10 protein-coding genes and 1 pseudogene are annotated in these 18311 nt (G+C 70.2%); 8 read left to right on the top strand and 3 right to left on the bottom strand.

Going from position 1 to position 18311, the window contains the following annotated elements; all coding sequences use genetic code 11:
• Positions 1–239: 239 nt before the first annotated feature.
• The 6 genes from JD77_RS29770 (at position 240) to JD77_RS29790 (ending at position 12858) form a co-directional block, all read left to right on the top strand.
• Positions 240–5696, top strand: a complete 5457-nt coding sequence (locus tag JD77_RS29770) for a hypothetical protein (RefSeq protein ID WP_145777147.1) — start codon at positions 240–242, stop codon at positions 5694–5696.
• 17 nt (positions 5697–5713) lie between these two features.
• Positions 5714–7690 (top strand): hypothetical protein, encoded by a 1977-nt coding sequence (locus JD77_RS29775; RefSeq protein WP_145777148.1) that lies wholly within the window; start codon positions 5714–5716, stop codon positions 7688–7690.
• 1 nt (position 7691) lies between these two features.
• A complete protein-coding gene (locus JD77_RS29780) occupies positions 7692–9728 on the top strand; it encodes a hypothetical protein (protein WP_145777149.1) in 2037 nt (678 codons plus the stop codon).
• 17 nt (positions 9729–9745) lie between these two features.
• On the top strand, positions 9746–10234 hold the full coding sequence (locus JD77_RS29785; RefSeq protein WP_145777150.1) for a hypothetical protein: 489 nt from the start codon (positions 9746–9748) through the stop codon (positions 10232–10234).
• A 17-nt stretch (positions 10235–10251) separates the two neighbouring features.
• Complete coding sequence (locus tag JD77_RS34920; RefSeq protein WP_281292147.1) at positions 10252–10383, top strand: hypothetical protein; 132 nt, start codon at positions 10252–10254, stop codon at positions 10381–10383.
• 120 nt (positions 10384–10503) lie between these two features.
• Positions 10504–12858, top strand: coding sequence for a hypothetical protein (locus tag JD77_RS29790; RefSeq protein ID WP_145777151.1), 2355 nt, complete (start codon positions 10504–10506; stop codon positions 12856–12858).
• A gap of 104 nt (positions 12859–12962) precedes the next feature.
• On the opposite strand, the pseudogene JD77_RS29795 reads toward JD77_RS29790, so the two are convergent.
• A pseudogene (locus JD77_RS29795) lies at positions 12963–13676 on the bottom strand (DUF4158 domain-containing protein); the annotation flags it as partial.
• A gap of 341 nt (positions 13677–14017) precedes the next feature.
• Between JD77_RS29795 and JD77_RS34475 the strand changes: the two are divergent.
• Positions 14018–14290: a hypothetical protein gene (locus JD77_RS34475; protein WP_246141110.1), complete on the top strand. Its 273-nt coding sequence runs from the start codon at positions 14018–14020 to the stop codon at positions 14288–14290.
• A gap of 116 nt (positions 14291–14406) precedes the next feature.
• Here the strand turns inward: JD77_RS34475 and JD77_RS29805 are convergent, their stop codons facing one another.
• Complete coding sequence (locus tag JD77_RS29805; RefSeq protein WP_145777152.1) at positions 14407–16116, bottom strand: IS1182 family transposase; 1710 nt, start codon at positions 16114–16116, stop codon at positions 14407–14409.
• Between the two features lie 612 nt (positions 16117–16728).
• Here JD77_RS29805 and JD77_RS34480 point away from each other — a divergent pair.
• Positions 16729–17013 carry a hypothetical protein gene (locus JD77_RS34480; protein ID WP_246141112.1) on the top strand — a complete coding sequence of 95 codons (285 nt, stop codon included), beginning with the start codon at positions 16729–16731 and terminating at the stop codon, positions 17011–17013.
• Positions 17014–17083: 70 nt separating this feature from the next.
• Here JD77_RS34480 and JD77_RS29815 read toward each other — a convergent pair whose 3' ends face one another.
• Positions 17084–17926, bottom strand: coding sequence for a transposase family protein (locus tag JD77_RS29815; protein ID WP_425463574.1), 843 nt, complete (start codon positions 17924–17926; stop codon positions 17084–17086).
• Positions 17927–18311: the final 385 nt, after the last annotated feature.

An 18311-nucleotide genomic window follows, 5' to 3' on the forward strand; every position in this document is an offset into this window, starting at 1 on the left:
TCAACGCTGTCGGTGGCGGTGGAGGGCGTCGGTCGCATCGCGGGGCGAGGTGTGGGGGTCTTGGCCGCCGGGTGGGCGACGGGGTGGTGAGGTTGTCGCCGGCGAGGTGGTCGGGGCTGGGGTGGGCGGCCTGCGGGGCTGGCTGATCCGTACTGGGTGTCCTTGGTTCGGGGGCGGGGAAGGAGCGTTGCGCGTTGGTCGCCGCTGCTTTTTCGACTGTTGAGCTCAGTGAGAGTTCGTTGCGGGTTTTGGAAGGGTTCACCGGGGTGCGGGTGTCCCGGGCGAGGTTGCCGTTGTTGTGGGATGACATCGGCACGCTGGAGATGCTGGCGGGTCGGGTGCGTGCGGTGCTGGGTCCGTTGCTGGAGCAGACGGTCAGGGCGGTCCGGCAGGCGGGGGAGGGTGAGGCCTTCGACCGGTTCGTGGCGCAGACCGTTCCGTTCGTGGGGAAGATGGCCGAGACGGCCGATCTGATGCTCGCCGTGGTGGAGGCGGAGAAGAAGTTCTTCCTGGAGACGGAGGCCGGCAAGCGTACGACGGTGGCGATGTTCTCCTTCATGCAGGCCGAGTTCGCCGCCGCCGCCGCGATGTGGTTCTGGAATCCCGTGGGGGCGGCGACACACGTCGCCCAGGCGCGGACGATCATCCAGGTGGTCCTGCGGTCGGCGTTGGTCCGGTCGGCGGCGAGTAGCACGGCGATGCAGATGTTGTTCATGCCGGGTTCTGCGCTGTTGGCGCAGGTGTCGATGATGACCGATGGTTTGCAGTCGGGGGTGAACTGGTCGGCGGTCGGTAAGCAGGCGACGTACGCGGGGGCGGTGGCGTTCCTGAGCACGGCGGGCGGGCCGGCGTTGGGCAAGGCCGCTGGCGCGGTCGCCGCCGCGGTCAGCAAGCTGGGCCTGTCGGACACCACCAGAATGCTGTTGACCGATCTGTTGACGCGGCCGGTGTTGGAGACCGGCACGGAGGGGCTGTTCGGTATCGGTGCCAGCCTGATGGTCGACGGGTACTACGACACCGGCAATCTCGGTGCCGATCTTCTGTCCGGGGCGCTGTCGGGGACGGGCGGGGCGGCCGCGAGCGGCCTCGGGATCGTCGTGAGTCGCGCCATGATGCAGCCCCGGGTGCAGATGCCTCGCCCCGACTTCACGTGGGATGGTAGGCCGGTCCTGCCGGTGGGGCCGACACCGGTTGGTGGGGACACATTCAAGGGGTACCGGGCTGGGGTCGATGATCCGAAGCCTGTGGTGGACGGCGGGCAGTCCCCGCCGCCCCCGCCTGCGCTGCCGGCATCGAACATGCCCGCGCCGAGTCTGGACCTGCCCGCGCCGCGCCTGGACCTGTCGGTGCCGTCGTGGTCGGTGCCGAGCCTGTCGGTGCCGGTTGCGCCGGTGCCGGCGTGGGTTGTGGCAGCGGGTGGGCCGGTGGTGGAGCGGTGGTATCGGTTCCAGCAGGATCTGGTGGATCGTTACGGTGGGTTGCTGGCCGGGGTGGCTCGGGCGGGCGAGAGCATGGCCGCGCTCGCCGTGCCGGTCGAGGGGGTTTTCGCCGGGTGGGTCGAGGCCCGGCGGGGTGATCGGGTTGTTGCGGGTTTCCTGTCCGATGTCGGTCTGCCCGCTGCCGCGCTGACCGAGGGGTTTTTGACGGGTGTTCGGCAGCGGGCGGTGGCCCGGATGGTCGAGGCGTTGGCGTCCGCGGGTGGGCAGTTCCCGGCCGGGGTGCGGTCGGAGCAGGTGGTCGCCGGGCTGCCGGCGGAGTTCGACCGGCAGGCGTTGCGCTCGCTGGCGCACCTGGCCGTCCAACACCACATCGGCCAGCACCTCGCCGCCGGCCTACCCACAGGCGCGGGCACGCCGACAGGCACGGGCACGCCGACAGGCCCCGGCACGTCGTCGGGCCCCGGCACGTCGTCGGCCGCTGGCACACCGGGAGGCGCTGGCACGTCGTCGGGCGCGGGCGTGCCGGCAGGTGCCGGGGCGGGGGTGCCGTCCGCCGCCGCGGTCGAGGTGGTCGAGAGGGAAACGCGGAACTGGGTGGACCGAAGCCTCGATGCGATCCTCGGCACCTCCGCGCTGCCCGCAGTGCTGCCCGCAGTGCTGCCCGCTGTGCTGCCCGCTGTGGTGGCCGGTCCCGACGCCGCGCAGGTCAGTGCCGTGGCGAACGTGGTCCGGCAGGTGGTCACCGACCTGCCCGCCCGTTTCTCGGCTGCGACCATTGCCGACATCACCGCACCGCACGCCATCCCGTTCCCGGCGGACGCCCCGGCAAACTGGCGTACCGACGCGCCGGCAGTGTCGGTGACTGTCGAGCAGCACACCGCAGCCGCGGCCAGCCTGGCAGAAAAGCAGTTCACCGCCCTGGCCCACCGCTACGGTGTCGACCCGGCCGGTCACGACACCCTCGCCGAACTGTTCCGAGGGAACTGGGTGGATGGATACCATCAGGTGCTCACGCAGGCCGACGGCAGCACGCCCGGCATGCCGGGCACTCCGGACACGGCCAGCGCCCGCGGTACGGAGCCGGGCGGCGCTGCCTTCCGCGTTGACGCCACGCCGATCTACGCCAGCGACACGACCCCGGTCAGTGACGTGTCCGGGGCAAGCGATGCGGTGTTCAGCCCCGATCTCGGCTCCAGGGACACGGATTCGGCCGGTTTCGGGGATACGGGTTCGATCGGTGATGTGTCGGTGTTGGACGAACCGGTCGGTGCCGGCGCTGCCGGTTTCGGCGAGCCGGCCGTCGCGGCTACCGGGTCGGCCGGGCAACGAATCCACGAGCTCGCCAGCGGTGGCTACGGCCGTGCCAGCGACGCTCAGCTGCGCCGCCTCGCCGCGGACATCGGTATCCAGGCGGCGTCGCCGGACGGGGTCCTGCCCCGACTGTTCGAGGTGTCCAGGGACATCGTCATGGCGGACACGTTCAGCGGGGTGTACTTCGCAGACCCGGCGGCGGCGGATCCGGACGCGGCGGCGGCGGATCGCACGGCGGCGCGGGCGCTGCCGTGGGTGCGGGGATGGTTCACCATCGCCGGGCACCGGAACCTGGCCGAGCGGCTGGCCGACGATCCGGTGCGTCAGGCCTTGTTCCTCCGGATGCTCACCGCCTCGCCCGCCTGGCGACACGCCGTCGCGCAGGCGCGACAGCGCGGCGGCGACGCACCCGACATCTTGCTGGTCTGGTGCGACGCGGCATGGCAGGCACCGGGACAGGCCACCTCCTTCGGTGAATGGCTGCGCACCCGGCTGCGCGCCCGGCGGCTGATGTCGTCCACGCACGAGGTGGACCAGATACCCGGCGAGTTGCGGCCACACGTGGACGAGCCGGTGCGGTCGGTGTTGTTCTCGGACGCTTCGGTGGAGTTGTTCGGACCGGATCTGGTGGAGGCGGTACGGACCGCGGACATCATCGACAACGGTCAGGAACCCGGCGTCCGCTGGCCGGACCAGGAGGACTTCGCCGCCGCTGGCGGCCGGCACCGGTGGGCCGGCAACACCTCACACGGGCAGTCACCCGATCCAGCGCAAGACGGCGACCCGTCCGGTCCTGGCCCGGCGTCCGCGGCCCAGTGGATGCGGGGCCCGTCGCGGGATCCAAAGGCGGAATTGCCGGTGCCGGGCCCTGCCCTGGAGCCGGACCGCCCGCAGGGTGAGGACCTGTCCTGGCTGGACGACTGGGATACGCTGCCGATGTCCGGGCTGGCACCTGCCCCGCCGGCAGGCACGGGTCTGCCCTGGCTGCCCGGGCTGCCCTGGCCGCTGGACGACCCGGACGCCCCCACCGCGTCGGCCTGGCAGGCGGAGCCGGCCGCGGCGGGGTGGACGGAACCGGGGTGGCCGGTTTCCGACATTGATGTGACCGCCCACGGTGCTGCGATGTCCACCTACCCCGGCCAGCCACGCAATCAGGCCGGCGACGGCGGGGATCTCGGCGACTGGGCCACCTGGCAGGGGCCGGACATGGACTGGCAACCATCCCCCGCGCACTCTCCGGCGGTGACCCGCACCGACGCCGGCACTCTCCACGCCGGCGACACCCCCCATCACCCGGCCGACGAGCCACCCACCACCCCCGCCTCGCCGCACCCCGACCAACCCCAACCCACTGCGGGCAGCCAATGGGTGCGCAACCAGGATGATGCCCAGACGCTGTTCAACCAGCACGCCGGCCACATCGCCACCACAACACGGCAGCGGGAACCGCTGCGGCAGTTGTGGAACGTCCTGATCGAGCGTATGGACGGCGACGGGATCATCACCGTCACCGAGCGAGCCCTCGCCGCAGCGACATCCACACCGCGGCAGACGGTGCATGACCGGATCGGGGTATTGCGCGACCGTGGTCTGCTGCGGCTGGTCCGGGAAGGTCACGGTGGCGGGGCGGCGCGGTACGAGGTGACCGATCCGGGCCAGCCCCGGCAAGCACTGTTGCCGGACCTTCCCGCGGGCAGCCGGTGGGTACGCAACCGGAATGATGCCCGGACGCTGTTCGACCAGCACGCCGACCACATCGCCACCACAACACAGCAGCGGGAACAGCTGCTGAAGTTGTGGAACGCCCTGATCAACCATATGGACGCCGACGGGATCATCACCGTCAGCGAGTCAGCCCTCGCCGAGGCGACATCCACATCGCGGCAGACGGTGCATGACCGGATCGTGGCATTACGCGACCGTGGTCTGCTGCAGCTGGTCCAGGAAGGACGCCCTGGTGTGGCGGCGCGGTACGGGGTGAGCGATCCGGGTCAGCCCCGGCAAGCACCGTTGCCGGACCTTCCCGCGGGCAGCCAGTGGGTACGCAACCGGAATGATGCCCGGACGCTGTTCAACCAGCACGCCGACCACATCGCCACCACAACACAGCAACAGAATCGGCTGCGGCAGTTGTGGAACGCCCTGATCAACCATATGGGCGCCGACGGGACCATCACCGTCACCGAGTCAGCCCTCGCCGCGGCGATATCCACATCGCAGCAAACGGTGCATAACCGGATCGTGGCATTACGCGACCGTGGTCTGCTGCAGCTGGTCCGGGAAGCACGCCCTGGTGTGGCGGCGCGGTACGGGGTGAGCGATCCGGGTCAGCCCCGGCAAGCACCGTTGCCGGACCTTCCCGCGGGCAGCCAGTGGGTACGCAACCGGAATGATGCCCAGACGCTGTTCAACCAGCACGCCGACCACATCGCCACCACAACACAGCAGCGGGAACAGCTGCCGCAGTTGTGGAACGCCCTGATCAACCATATGGACGACGACGGGACCATCACCGCCAGCGAGTCAGCCCTCGCCGCGGCGACATCCACATCGCAGCAGACGGTGCATGACCGGATCGGGGTATTACGCGACCGTGGTCTGCTGCAGCTGGTTCAGGAAGCACACGGTCGCGTGGCGGCGCGGTACGGGGTGACCGATCCGGGTCAGCCCCGGCAAGCACCGGTGCCGGGCCCTGCCCCCGAACCGGACCGCCGCCCGCAGGGTAGTGAGGATCTGTCCCGGCTGAACCACGGGGATACGTCACCGATGCCCGGGCCGGTACCTGCCCCGTCGGCGGGCACGGGTCTGCCCGGGCTCTCAGGGCTGCCCGGGTCGCTGGACGCCCCGGACGCCCTCACGGCGTCGGCCTGGCCGGCGGGGCCGCCCGCGTCGGCCTGGACGGTGGAGGGGCGGGGTCGGCGGGGCCGGTTTCCGGCATTGATGTGACCACCCACGGTGCTGCGATGTCCACCGACTTCGGCCAGCCGCGCATCGACGATCAGGCCGGCGACGGCGGGAACCTCGGCGACTGGGCCACCTGGCAGGAGGACCCAGCCCTCGATCTGTTTGATCCGCTCCATCCGGTGGCGTGGGGCGGCCCGCCCACGGCCGTGGGCACGGGACTCTACCCCGGGCCGCAACCGATGGATCCGACCTGGCCGCAAGCCCCGCCCGACCCGACACCGTGGTCGCAGCCCAGCGGCGACCAGCCCAGCCAGTTCCCAGGGACACAGTCGATCCCGCCCGGACCGGGCATGCAGGAACCGGCACCTCAGTCACCGATGCCCGGGCCGGCACCTGCCCCGCCGGCGGACACGGGTCTGCCCTGGCTGCCCTGGCCGCTGGACGCCCCGGACGCCCCCACCGTGTCGTCCTGGCAGGCGGGATGGACGGAACCGGGGTGGCCGGAACCGGGGTGGCCGGTTTCCGGCAGTGGTGTGACCGCCCACGGTGCTGGGATGTCCACCGACTTCGGCCAGCCGCGCGATCAGGCCGGCGACGGCGGGGATCTCGGCGACTGGGCCACCTGGCAGGGGCCGGACATGGATTGGCAACCATCCCTCGCGCCCTCCCCGGCGGTGACCCGCACCGACGCCGGCACTGTCCACGCCGGCGACACCCCCCATCACCCGGCCGACGAGCCACCCACCACCCCCGCCTCGCTGCACCCCGACCAACCCCAACCCACTGCGGGCAGCCGGTGGGTGCGCAACCGGAATGATGCCCGGACGCTGTTCGACCAGCACGCCGACCACATCGCCACCACAACACAGCAGCGGGTGGATCAGCTGCTGAGGTTGTGGAACGCCCTGATCAACCATATGGACGCCGACGGGACCATCACCGTCACCGAGCCAGCCCTCGCCGAGGCGACATCCACATCGCGGCAGACGGTGCATAACCGGATCGTGGCATTACGCGACCGTGGTCTGCTGCAGCTGGTCCAGGAAGCACGCCCTGGTGTGGCGGCGCGGTACGGGGTGAGCGATCCGGGTCAGCCCCGGCAAGCACCGTTGCCGGACCTTCCCGCGGGCAGCCAGTGGGTACGCAACCGGAATGATGCCCAGACGCTGTTCAACCAGCACGCCGACCACATCGCCACCACACCGCAGCAACAGAATCGGCTGCGGCAGTTGTGGAACGCCCTGATCAACCATATGGGCGCCGACGGGACCATCACCGTCACCGAGTCAGCCCTCGCCGCGGCGACATCCACATCGCAGCAGACGGTGCATAACCGGATCGTGGCATTACGCGACCGTGGTCTGCTGCAGCTGGTCCGGGAAGCACACGGTGGCGTGGCGGCGCGGTACGGGGTGAGCGATCCGGGTCAGCCCCGGCAAGCACCGTTGCCGGACCTTCCCGAGGGCCGCCAGTGGGTACGCAACCGGAATGATGCCCAGACGCTGTTCGACCAGCACGCCGACCACATCGCCACCACAACACAGCAGCGGGAACAGCTGCCGCAGTTGTGGAACGCCCTGATCAACCATATGGGCGCCGACGGGATCATCACCGCCAGCGAGTCAGACCTCGCCGCGGCGACATCCACATCGCAGACGACGGTGCATTCCCGGATCGGGGTATTGCGCGACAGTGGTCTGCTGCAGCTGGTCCAGGAAGCACACAGTCGCGGGGCGGCGCGGTACGGGGTGACCGATCCAGGTCAGCCCCGGCAAGCACCGGTGCCGGGCCCCGCCCCCGAACCGGACCGCCCGCAGGGTAGTGAGGATCTGTCCCGGCTGAACCACGGGGATACGTCACCGATGCCCGGGCCGGCACCTGCCCCGCCAGCGGACACGGGTCTGCCCGGGCTCTCAGGGCCGCCCGGGCCGCTGGACGCCCCGGACGCCCTCACGGCGTCGGCCTGGCCGGCGGGCCGCCCGCGTCGGCCTGGACGGTGGAGGGGCGGGGTCGGCGGGGCCGGTTTCCGGCATTGATGTGACCACCCACGGTGCTGCGATCTCCACTGACCCCGGCCAGCCGCGCATCGATGATCAGGCCGGCGAGGGCAGCGGGAACCTCGGCGACTGGGCCACCTGGCAGGAGGACCCAGCCCTCGATCTGTTTGATCCGCTCCATCCGGTGGCGTGGGGCGGCCCGCCCACGGCCGTGGGCACGGGACTCTACCCCGGGCCGCAACCGATGGATCCGACCTGGCCGCAGGCCCCGCCCGACCCGACACCGTGGTCGCAGCCCAGCGGCGACCAGCCCAGCCAGTTCCCAGGGACACAGTCGATCCCGCCCGGACCGGGCATGCAGGAACCGGCACCTCAGTCGCCGATGCCCGGGCCGGCGCCTGCCCCGCCGGCGGACACGGGTCTGCCCTGGCTGCCCTGGCCGCTGGACGCCCCGGACGCCCCCACCGCGTCGGCCTGGCCGGCGGGGCCGGCCGCGCCGGCCTGGCCGATGGAGGAGGGACCGGCGGGGTGGACGGAACCGGGGTGGCCGGTTTCCGACATTGATGTGACCGCCCACGGTGCTGGGATGTCCACCGACCCCGGCCAGCCGCGCGATCAGGCCGGCGACGGCGGGGATCTCGGCGACTGGGCCACCTGGCAGGGGCCGGACATGGACTGGCAACCATCCCTCGCGCCCTCCCCGGCGGTGACCCGCACCGACGCCGGCACTGTCCACGCCGGCGACACCCCCCATCACCCGGCCGACGAGCCACCCACCACCCCCGCCTCGCTGCACCCCGACCAACCCCAACCCACTGCGGGCAGCCGGTGGGTGCGCAACCGGAATGATGCCCGGACGCTGTTCGACCAGCACGCCGACCACATCGCCACCACAACACAGCAGCGGGTGGATCAGCTGCTGAAGTTGTGGAACGCCCTGATCAACCATATGGACGCCGACGGGACCATCACCGTCACCGAGCCAGCCCTCGCCGAGGCGACATCCACATCGCAGCAGACGGTGCATAACCGGATCGTGGCATTACGCGACCGTGGTCTGCTGCAGCTGGTCCAGGAAGCACGCCCTGGTGTGGCGGCGCGGTACGGGGTGAGCGATCCGGGTCAGCCCCGGCAAGCACCGTTGCCGGACCTTCCCGCGGGCAGCCAGTGGGTACGCAACCGGAATGATGCCCAGACGCTGTTCAACCAGCACGCCGACCACATCGCCACCACACCGCAGCAACAGAATCGGCTGCGGCAGTTGTGGAACGCCCTGATCAACCATATGGGCGCCGACGGGACCATCACCGTCACCGAGTCAGCCCTCGCCGCGGCGACATCCACATCGCAGCAAACGGTGCATAACCGGATCGTGGCATTACGCGACCGTGGTCTGCTGCAGCTGGTCCAGGAAGCACGCCCTGGTGTGGCGGCGCGGTACGGGGTGAGCGATCCGGGTCAGCCCCGGCAAGCACCGTTGCCGGACCTTCCCGCGGGCAGCCAGTGGGTACGCAACCGGAATGATGCCCAGACGCTGTTCAACCAGCACGCCGACCACATCGCCACCACAACACAGCAGCGGGAACAGCTGCCGCAGTTGTGGAACGCCCTGATCAACCATATGGACGACGACGGGACCATCACCGCCAGCGAGTCAGCCCTCGCCGCGGCGACATCCACATCGCAGCAGACGGTGCATGACCGGATCGGGGTATTACGCGACCGTGGTCTGCTGCAGCTGGTTCAGGAAGCACACGGTCGCGTGGCGGCGCGGTACGGGGTGACCGATCCGGGTCAGCCCCGGCAAGCACCGGTGCCGGGCCCTGCCCCCGAACCGGACCGCCGCCCGCAGGGTAGTGAGGATCTGTCCCGGCTGAACCACGGGGATACGTCACCGATGCCCGGGCCGGTACCTGCCCCGTCGGCGGGCACGGGTCTGCCCGGGCTCTCAGGGCCGCCCGGGCCGCTGGACGCCCCGGACGCCCTCACGGCGTCGGCCTGGCCGGCGGGGCCGCCCGCGTCGGCCTGGACGGTGGAGGGGGCGGGTCGGCGGGGCCGGTTTCCGGCATTGATGTGACCACCCACGGTGCTGCGATGTCCACCGACTTCGGCCAGCCGCGCATCGACGATCAGGCCGGCGACGGCGGGAACCTCGGCGACTGGGCCACCTGGCAGGAGGACCCAGCCCTCGATCTGTTTGATCCGCTCCATCCGGTGGCGTGGGGCGGCCCGCCCACGGCCGTGGGCACGGGACTCTACCCCGGGCCGCAACCGATGGATCCGACCTGGCCGCAAGCCCCGCCCGACCCGACACCGTGGTCGCAGCCCAGCGGCGACCAGCCCAGCCAGTTCCCAGGGACACAGTCGATCCCGCCCGGACCGGGCATGCAGGAACCGGCACCTCAGTCACCGATGCCCGGGCCGGCACCTGCCCCGCCGGCGGACACGGGTCTGCCCTGGCTGCCCTGGCCGCTGGACGCCCCGGACGCCCCACCGCGTCGGCCTGGCAGGCGGGGCCGGCCGCGCCGGCTTGGACGGTGGGGTGGACGGAACCGGGGTGGCCGGTTTCCGACATTGATGTGACCACCCACGGTGCTGCGATGTCCACCGACCCCGGCCAGCCGCGCATCGATGATCAGGCCGGCGACGGCAGCGGGAACCTCGGCGACTGGGCCACCTGGCAGGGGCCGGACATGGACTGGCAACCATCCCCGCGCCCTCCCCGGCGGTGACCCGCACCGACGCCGGCACTGTCCACGCCGGCGACACCCCCATCACCCGGCCGACCAGCCACCCACCACCCCGCCTCGCCGCACCCCGACCAACCCCAACCCACTGCGGGCAGCCAGTGGGTGCGCAACCCGGATGATGCCCGGACGCTGTTCGACCAGCACGCCGACCACATCGCCACCACAACACAGCAGCGGGAACAGCTGCCGCAGTTGTGGAACGCCCTGATCAACCATATGGACGCCGACGGGATCATCACCGTCAGCGAGTCAGCCCTCGCCGAGGCGACATCCACATCGCAGCAGACGGTGCATAAACGGATCGTGGCATTACGCGACAGTGGTCTGCTGCAGCTGGTCCGGGAAGGCCACGGTGGTGTGGCGGCGCGGTACGGGGTAACCGATCCGGGTCAGCCCCGGCAAGCACCGTTGCCGGACCTTCCCGAGGGCAGCCAGTGGGTACGCAACCGGAATGATGCCCGGACGCTGTTCGACCAGCACGCCGACCACATCGCCACCACAACACAGCAGCGGGAACAGCTGCCGCAGTTGTGGAACGTCCTAATCAACCATATGGGCGACGACGGGACCATCACCGCCGGCGAGTCAGACCTCGCCGCAGCGACATCCACATCGCAGCCGACGGTGCATTCCCGGATCGGGGTATTGCGCGACCGTGGTCTGCTGCAGCTGGTCCGGGAAGCACGCCGTGGTGTGGCGGCGCGGTACAGGGTGACCGATCCGGGTCAGCCCCGGCAAGCACCGTTGCCGGACCTTCCCGAGGGCCGCCAGTGGGTACGCAACCGGAATGATGCCCAGACGCTGTTCAACCAGCACGCCGACCACATCGCCACCACAACACAGCAGCGGGAACAGCTGCCGCAGTTGTGGAACGTCCTAATCAACCATATGGGCGACGACGGGACCATCACCGTCAGCGAGTCAGACCTCGCCGCAGCGACATCCACAACGCAGTCGACGGTGCATGACCGGATCGGGGTATTACGCGACCGTGGTCTGCTGCAGCTGGTCCGGGAAGCACGCCGTGGTGTGGCGGCGCGGTACAGGGTGACCGATCCGGGTCAGCCCCGGCAAGCACCGTTGCCGGACCTTCCCGAGGGCCGCCAGTGGGTACGCAACCGGAATGATGCCCAGACGCTGTTCAACCAGCACGCCGACCACATCGCCACCACAACACAGCAGCGGGAACATCTGCCGCAGTTGTGGAACGCCCTGATCAACCATATGGGCGACGACGGGATCATCACCGCTGGCGAGTCAGACCTCGCCGTGGCGACATCCACATCGCAGTCGACGGTGCATCGCCGGATCGGGGTATTGCGCGACAGTGGTCTGCTGCAGCTGGTCCAGGAAGCACACAGTCGCGGGGCGGCGCGGTACAGGGTGACCGATCCGGGTCAGCCCCGGCAAGCACCGGTGCCGGGCCCTGCCCCCGAACCGGACCGCCGCCCGCAGGGTAGTGAGGATCTGTCCCGGCTGAACCACGGGGATACGTCACCGATGCCCGGGCCGGTACCTGCCCCGCCAGCGGGCACGGGTCTGCCCGGGCTCTCAGGGCCGCCCGGGCCGCTGGACGCCCCGGACGCCCTCACGGCGTCGGCCTGGCCGGCGGGGCCGCCCGCGTCGGCCTGGCCGATGGAGGAGGGACCGGCGGGACCGGCGGGGCCGGTTTCCGGCATTGATGTGACCACCCACGGTGCTGGAATGTCCACCGACTTCGGCCAGCCGCGCATCGACGATCAGGCCGGCGACGGCGGGAACCTCGGCGACTGGGCCACCTGGCAGGGGAACCCAGCTCTCGATCTGTTTGATCCGCTCCATCCGGCGGCGTGGGTCGGCCCGCCCACGGCCATGGACACGGAAACCGGCCCCGGGCCGCAACCGATGGATCCGACCTGGCCGCAAGCCCCGCCCGACCCGACACCGTGGTCGCAGCCCAGCGGCGACCAGCCCAGCCAGTTCCCAGGGACACAGTCGATCCCGCCCGGACCGGACGTGCAGGAACCGGCACCTCAGTCGCCGATGCCCGGGCCGGCACCTGCCCCGCCGGCGGACACGGGTCTGCCCGGGCTGCCCTGGCTGCCCGGGCCGCTGGACGCCCCGGACGCCCCCACCGCGTCGGCCTGGCCGGCGGGGCCGCCCGCGCCGGCCTGGACGGCGGGGCCGCCCGCGCCGGCCTGGACGGCGGGGCCGCCCGCGCCGGCCTGGCCGGCGGGGCCGCCCGCGCCGGCCTGGACGGCGGGGCCGCCCGCGCCGGCCTGGACGGCGGGGCCGCCCGCGCCGGCCTGGACGGCGGGGTGGACGGAACCGGGGTGGCCGGATCCCGACATTGATGTGACCACCCACGGTGCTGGGATGTCCACCGACCCCGGCCAGCCGCGCAATCAGGCCGGCGACGGCAGCGGGAACCTCGGCGACTGGGCCACCTGGCAGGGGCCGGACCCGGGCGTTTCCTAACGCTCATGTCACCGGGGATCGTTTAGTTGATCTTTAGGGCGTGGGGTTGAGCGTCTGGCCAGGCACGCAGCATTCGCCCCGGATGTCTCTGTCGGCAAAGGACCGTCCAGGCCGGCGATCACCGCCGTTTTCCTTGGGCCCGCCTTGACCGCCGCCGGGCTCGACGACGTCGGCCCGATCCCCAGCCAAGACAGCGGTGTGCGCCCGAGGTAGACATCCGGGACCAGCAGCAGATCCAGCTCGTCACGGCGCCGCGGTATGAGCAGGTGCGCCACCCGTGTCCAGGTCTCCTCCCGGGCGCGGGCCCGCGCCGTGGCGACGTGCTCGAGGAGATGCACCACCCCGGGCCGGACCACCCGCGACGAGATCAGGTACTCACAGGCCAGCCGGAACAGCAGCTTCGGCCAGTCATGCTCCATCGCCCGGGCGAACAGGAACTCGTCCAGCTCCTTCCACTCGCCGGTGTCCATCGCCCGCCACCCGGCGTACGCGACCACCTCGCGCAGGTGATCGGTGCGGGTCTGCTCGCGCTCGCCGTACCCGCGCAGCTCACCCATCGCGATCCCGAGCCGCTGCGACAATCGGCCCACCGTGGCCGCCGGCGCCGCCGGCACCTCGTCAGGGACGAACCCCAACCACGGCAGCGTGCACAACTGCACCGCCACACCCAGCACGTTGCGGCCGGTCCGGAACTTGCGCAGGAACGCCTCATCCGCGCTGGTCAGCGTGAAATGCCGGATCAACTCCGCCCGGCCCAGCTCCGGGAACCCCCGCAGCCGCGCCAGCTCCTCCTCGGAGAACACGTCCCGAGTCGCCACGACCCACCCACCCGAGCATCGACCGGCACCAAACGGACCGGAACGCTACCGGGTCACGCCACGAAGCTGATCAATGGGCCTTAGCGTTGGTTTTTCGCTGGAAGCTACAACCGCCGCGTATTCGATCTGATGCGAATACAAGACAGTTCGCGTGCGAACTGCGGCTGAGGTTTGCGCTGCTGGTCGCGTGAGTAGCGGTTTCGCCGGCTGTAGACCTCGTGGATGCGGTTCCTTGCCGCAAGGGGTGCGAATCCGCCCCTCCTGACCTGCAGGTTTGACAAGCGTGTCGCATTGGATGCGAAGATCTCGCATCTAATGCGAGTGGTGGGAGGTCACTGTCGGTGGACGTGGAACGCGTCGCGCCGGGATCGGCGGCCCTGCAACTGGCCGACGGTGTGCGACTGCTGCGACCGGACGAGCAGGTCTTCACCGCGATGCTCGACGGGTGGCGTAACCAGCAACTCGCGCGGAACCTGTCATTCGGCACCGTGGAGAGCCGGCAGCGAGCGGTGCGGGCATTCGCCGAGCACGCGCAGGCGCTGCCGTGGCGGTGGACTCCGCAGCTGGTCGACGAGTGGTGCACCGATCTGCGGGCTGTGTGCGCGCGGAGATAGGCCGCGGGCCGGGTAGCGGCCCACCAGACGGCCCGGGTGCGGCACCGGCGTCGCTGGTGTGTCCAAAGTTTTCTGTACGTGGTGTACGTGGTCAAGGACCTTGTTGCCGAATTCGTTCAGGCGGCGAGGGTGTAGTCGAGGCGGGCGAGGTGGCTTGTTCTGGTTCGGTCGAGGGGCTGGTCGTTCCACCAGGCATCGATCCTGGTCAGGTTCAGGGCTATTGCGGAGAATGCGTGTTGGAGACGGGTTTTCGGTAGGCCGCGGTAGCGGGCGTGGCGGATGCCGGTGATCGCGATGGCTTGGTGGATGGTGCTTTCCACGCCGGCGCGCAGGGCGTAGTCGTCCTGCCAGGTCTTGCGGGCTTGGTCGGCGCGGTTACGGGCCAGGGCTTCGTGCAGCTCTTGGGGGCGCAGGGTCAGGTGACGCCGGCCGCGTTTGGAGGCGGTGCACTGGGTTCGGGCTGGGCAGGGGTGGCAGGCGCCGGTGGGGAATGTGATCACGATTGCGTCGGTGCCGTGCTGGCTGACGGGGTTCCAGTTGCCGCTGGTGTTGCCTTGCGGGCAGGTGACCTGCCGGGTGGCCCAGTCGATGGTGAAGGCGTCCTTGGCGAACCCGGTACCGGCCCTGGCCTGCGCGGACGTGTCACGGGAGGCGGGGGTGACCATCGTGACGCCGTACGTGTCGGCCGCGGTGTTGATCGTCTCGGCGCAAGGGTAGCCGGCGTCGAGGTAATGCCGGGCCGGTAGCAGGCCCGAGGCGGCCAGGGCGGCGTGGATGGGGGTGGTCGCCTTCACATCGGGCACGGTCGAGCCGGTGGTCGCCACGTTGATGATCAGGTTCGGTGGAGCCGGGGTGCCGGCGCCGGGCGGGTCGTCATCGGCGTGGCAGGTCTCGGTGAGGTGGACCTTGTAGCCGTTCCAGAACAGGTCCTCGCCTTTGGCTGCCCACCGGGTGTCGAGGTCATAGGGGGAGGTGATCCGGTGTCTGGCCGGCGGCAGACCGTCGTCGTCGGCCTGCCGCATCTTGATCACCTGCCGTCCGCGGGTGTCGGCGCTGATCTGGTAGTTCTGGACCAGCATCCGGCGTAGCGTCTCGATCGCGGGTAGCTCGACCAGCCACGCCGGGGCCGATGGCGACCAGACCGCTTCCAGCAGCCGCACCGCGTCGGCGCCGTAAACCTGCGCCAGCCGGTCTCGTTTGGTCCGCGAGGTCGGCAGCCGCCAGGAGTCGACGCGGGCGCCGTATCGCTGGTTCCACTCGGGGATGTCGATCACCGTGGCCAGCCACCCCGCAGCGGCCACGGCCAGGACCTCCACCGCGGCGCGGACCGTCTCCCCGGCCAACTCGAGGCGGTTGAGGTCACGCACCGCTGAGATCACGTGGGTGGAATCGGTGCGGGCCTTGCCACCGGCGCCGATCAGGCCCTTGTCCTTCAACACCTGAAGGAGCAGGTCGAACGCGGCGCGTTCCAGACCGTGCTCGACGAGGCGGGCCCGGAACTTGCTCAACACGCTGTAGTCGAACCCGGTATCGGTCAGCTCCAGCCCCAGGCAGTACTTCCAGTCGATGGCCCGGACCACCATCTGCGCCGCCTGCCGGTCAGTCAACCCTTCGGCGTACTGCAACGCCGTCACTAGAGCCAGGACCCCCGGCGAGGTCGCCGGCGCACCCCGGACCCCGAAAGCAGCCGCGAACCGCTCATCAGCGAACACCTCACCCAACTGGTCACGCACACTCATCGCCAGACTGCCCTTGGGAAACGCCGCCCTGGCCACCAGCATCGTCTGCTCCGGAACTTGCGCCAACGGGCGCGACCGCATCGACATCGGCGAAACCATCCTGCGGCCGGGAGAGGGGAAAAGCCGACCAGCAACACGATCATTCAGGACAGACAAGCCAACACACCGGATCCACAACGGCATGTCACGAATTCAGCAACAGGGTCGTGAACCCTTCCAAAACCCGCAACGAACTCTCACCGAGCTCAACAGTCGAAAAAGCAGCGGCGACCAACGCGCAACGCTCCCTCCCCGCCCCCGAACCAAGGACACCCAGTACGGATCAGCCTGCCCCGCAGGCCGCCCACCCCAGCCCCCGACCACCTCGCCGGCGACAACCTCGGCACCGTCGCCCACCCGGCGGCCAAACCCCCACACCTCACCCCACGACCCGGCCGACGCCCACCACCACCGACAGTGTTGATCGCCGAGAGCCACGCACCCCTCACCGCAAAGTGACGGTAGTCGACCCCGGCGACACCAGCCATCCCGCCCACACGTGCGCCACCACACACCCACACCCCCGCGCCGGGCCCCGGCGGGGCCTCACCCCGACCCGAGCCGTCGAGCGTTCGCCCGCGGTGAGGCCGACCACGACGACACCACCCCCCGGTCGAGCTGCCGCCCACGGCGGACACCGAACCAATGGTGATGCGCGGAGTGCGCCTGCCCGTGAACCTGGACCAGCGGGTCCGCGACGCCGCCGACGCCGCCGGCGTCAAGGCATCCACCCTCATCCGCGAATGGATCGAACTCGGGCTCACCGAGCTGGAGAACGACCGGCCCGTGTCCCTGTCCGCGCCGCGCCGCCCGATCGCCGCCGCCCAGGCCCAGCCGCGCCGCCTGACCACCCACCACACCACCCACACCGGCTCACAGCCCAGGTCACAGCCGGTTCTGTCAGCACACCCACCGCCGCGACACACCCGGCCAGCCCCGACCTGAAGGGCATCGATGACATGGGGTGGTGTGGCTTCGACGAAGCATTGGGCCGGTGACGTCCAGTGAAGTGATCTCAACAAGATTCGGGTAGGTACTTGTACTCGAAATGAGTCAGATGCAGCGCGGCGGCGACGACGTCGCCGATCCGGCGTGGGCTGGCGGTGGTATGGCGTAGCGTTTTCCAGCGTCCGATCAGGATGGCGAAGCCGCGTTCGCCTTGCCAGCGCAGCCCGCGCAGCAGCCGGTTGTAGGCGCGGTTGTCGGGTGCGAGCCGGCTGCCGTCAGTAGGCTGCTTGACTGGGGTCTTGATGCCGTGGCCTGCGCTTTCGTAGCCGGAGTCGGCCAGTGCGGGTAGGTCCAGTTCGGCGGCGGACCAGTTCAGCGCGGCGGTCACCCCGAGTTCGCGGGCGCAGCTGGTGTCGTGCAGGTGCCCGGGCATCGCCGCCGATGTCCAGATCGGCAGTCCGTCCGGGCGGATGATCGCTTGGATGTTCGCGCCGAAGTCGCGGTGCTTTCCGGAGTACCAGGCGTCGATGATCTCGCCCTTGACCGACAGGGTGGTCTCGGTGAGCCGGTCGCAGTCGAACAGCTTGCCGTCGAGGATCACGTGGGACCAGCCGTCGTCGGCGACTCGGCGCAGCGCGGTGTGCAGATCCTGCGCCTGCGCGGCGAGCACGGCGATGCCCTCGTCGCGGTAGCGGTACGCGGTCGCCCGGGAGATGCCGAACCCGGCGCCGAGCAGGGTCACGTCCTCGGCCTTGCGGAACCAGACCAGCACCAGCAGTGCCTGGTAGAAGCAGGTCAACGCGCGGGTGCCGCGCCGTGTCCCCTTGGCTCGGCGTTCCGCGGCAAGCAGCCGGCTGAGGTACCGCACGAGTTCCCTCGGGACGTCGACCATGGCACGATATGCGATCACGTGGGGTCCTCACCGTGTGGGTGATCTTGTGGTGAGAACTACCTACCGAGGACCTCACGTCCACTTCCAGCACTGTCCGGCCTGAGTGCCTTCATCCGTGTCGCACCAATCAACACATTCGCGTCGCTGAGATCAGCTCAGTGGCTCCGTATCTGCCGCTGACCGGGCGCCCAGGGGCAGTGCGCCGCTGAACGACGTGTCACGCGAGAACTGGCTCCATGCGATTCACGGTCAGGAGTCCCTCCTGCCGTGACCGAGCTGATCCACCTCGGCTTGCGACCACGCGCGGCTTGCCTCGGTACCTCGACGACTACGCCGCCTCGACACACCTCTTCGTCGAGCATTGCCAGGCACCACGAGGCCAGCATTCGGACAGTTCTGATAT

This window comes from Micromonospora olivasterospora, from assembly GCF_007830265.1.
Classification (GTDB): Bacteria; Actinomycetota; Actinomycetes; order Mycobacteriales; family Micromonosporaceae; genus Micromonospora; species Micromonospora olivasterospora.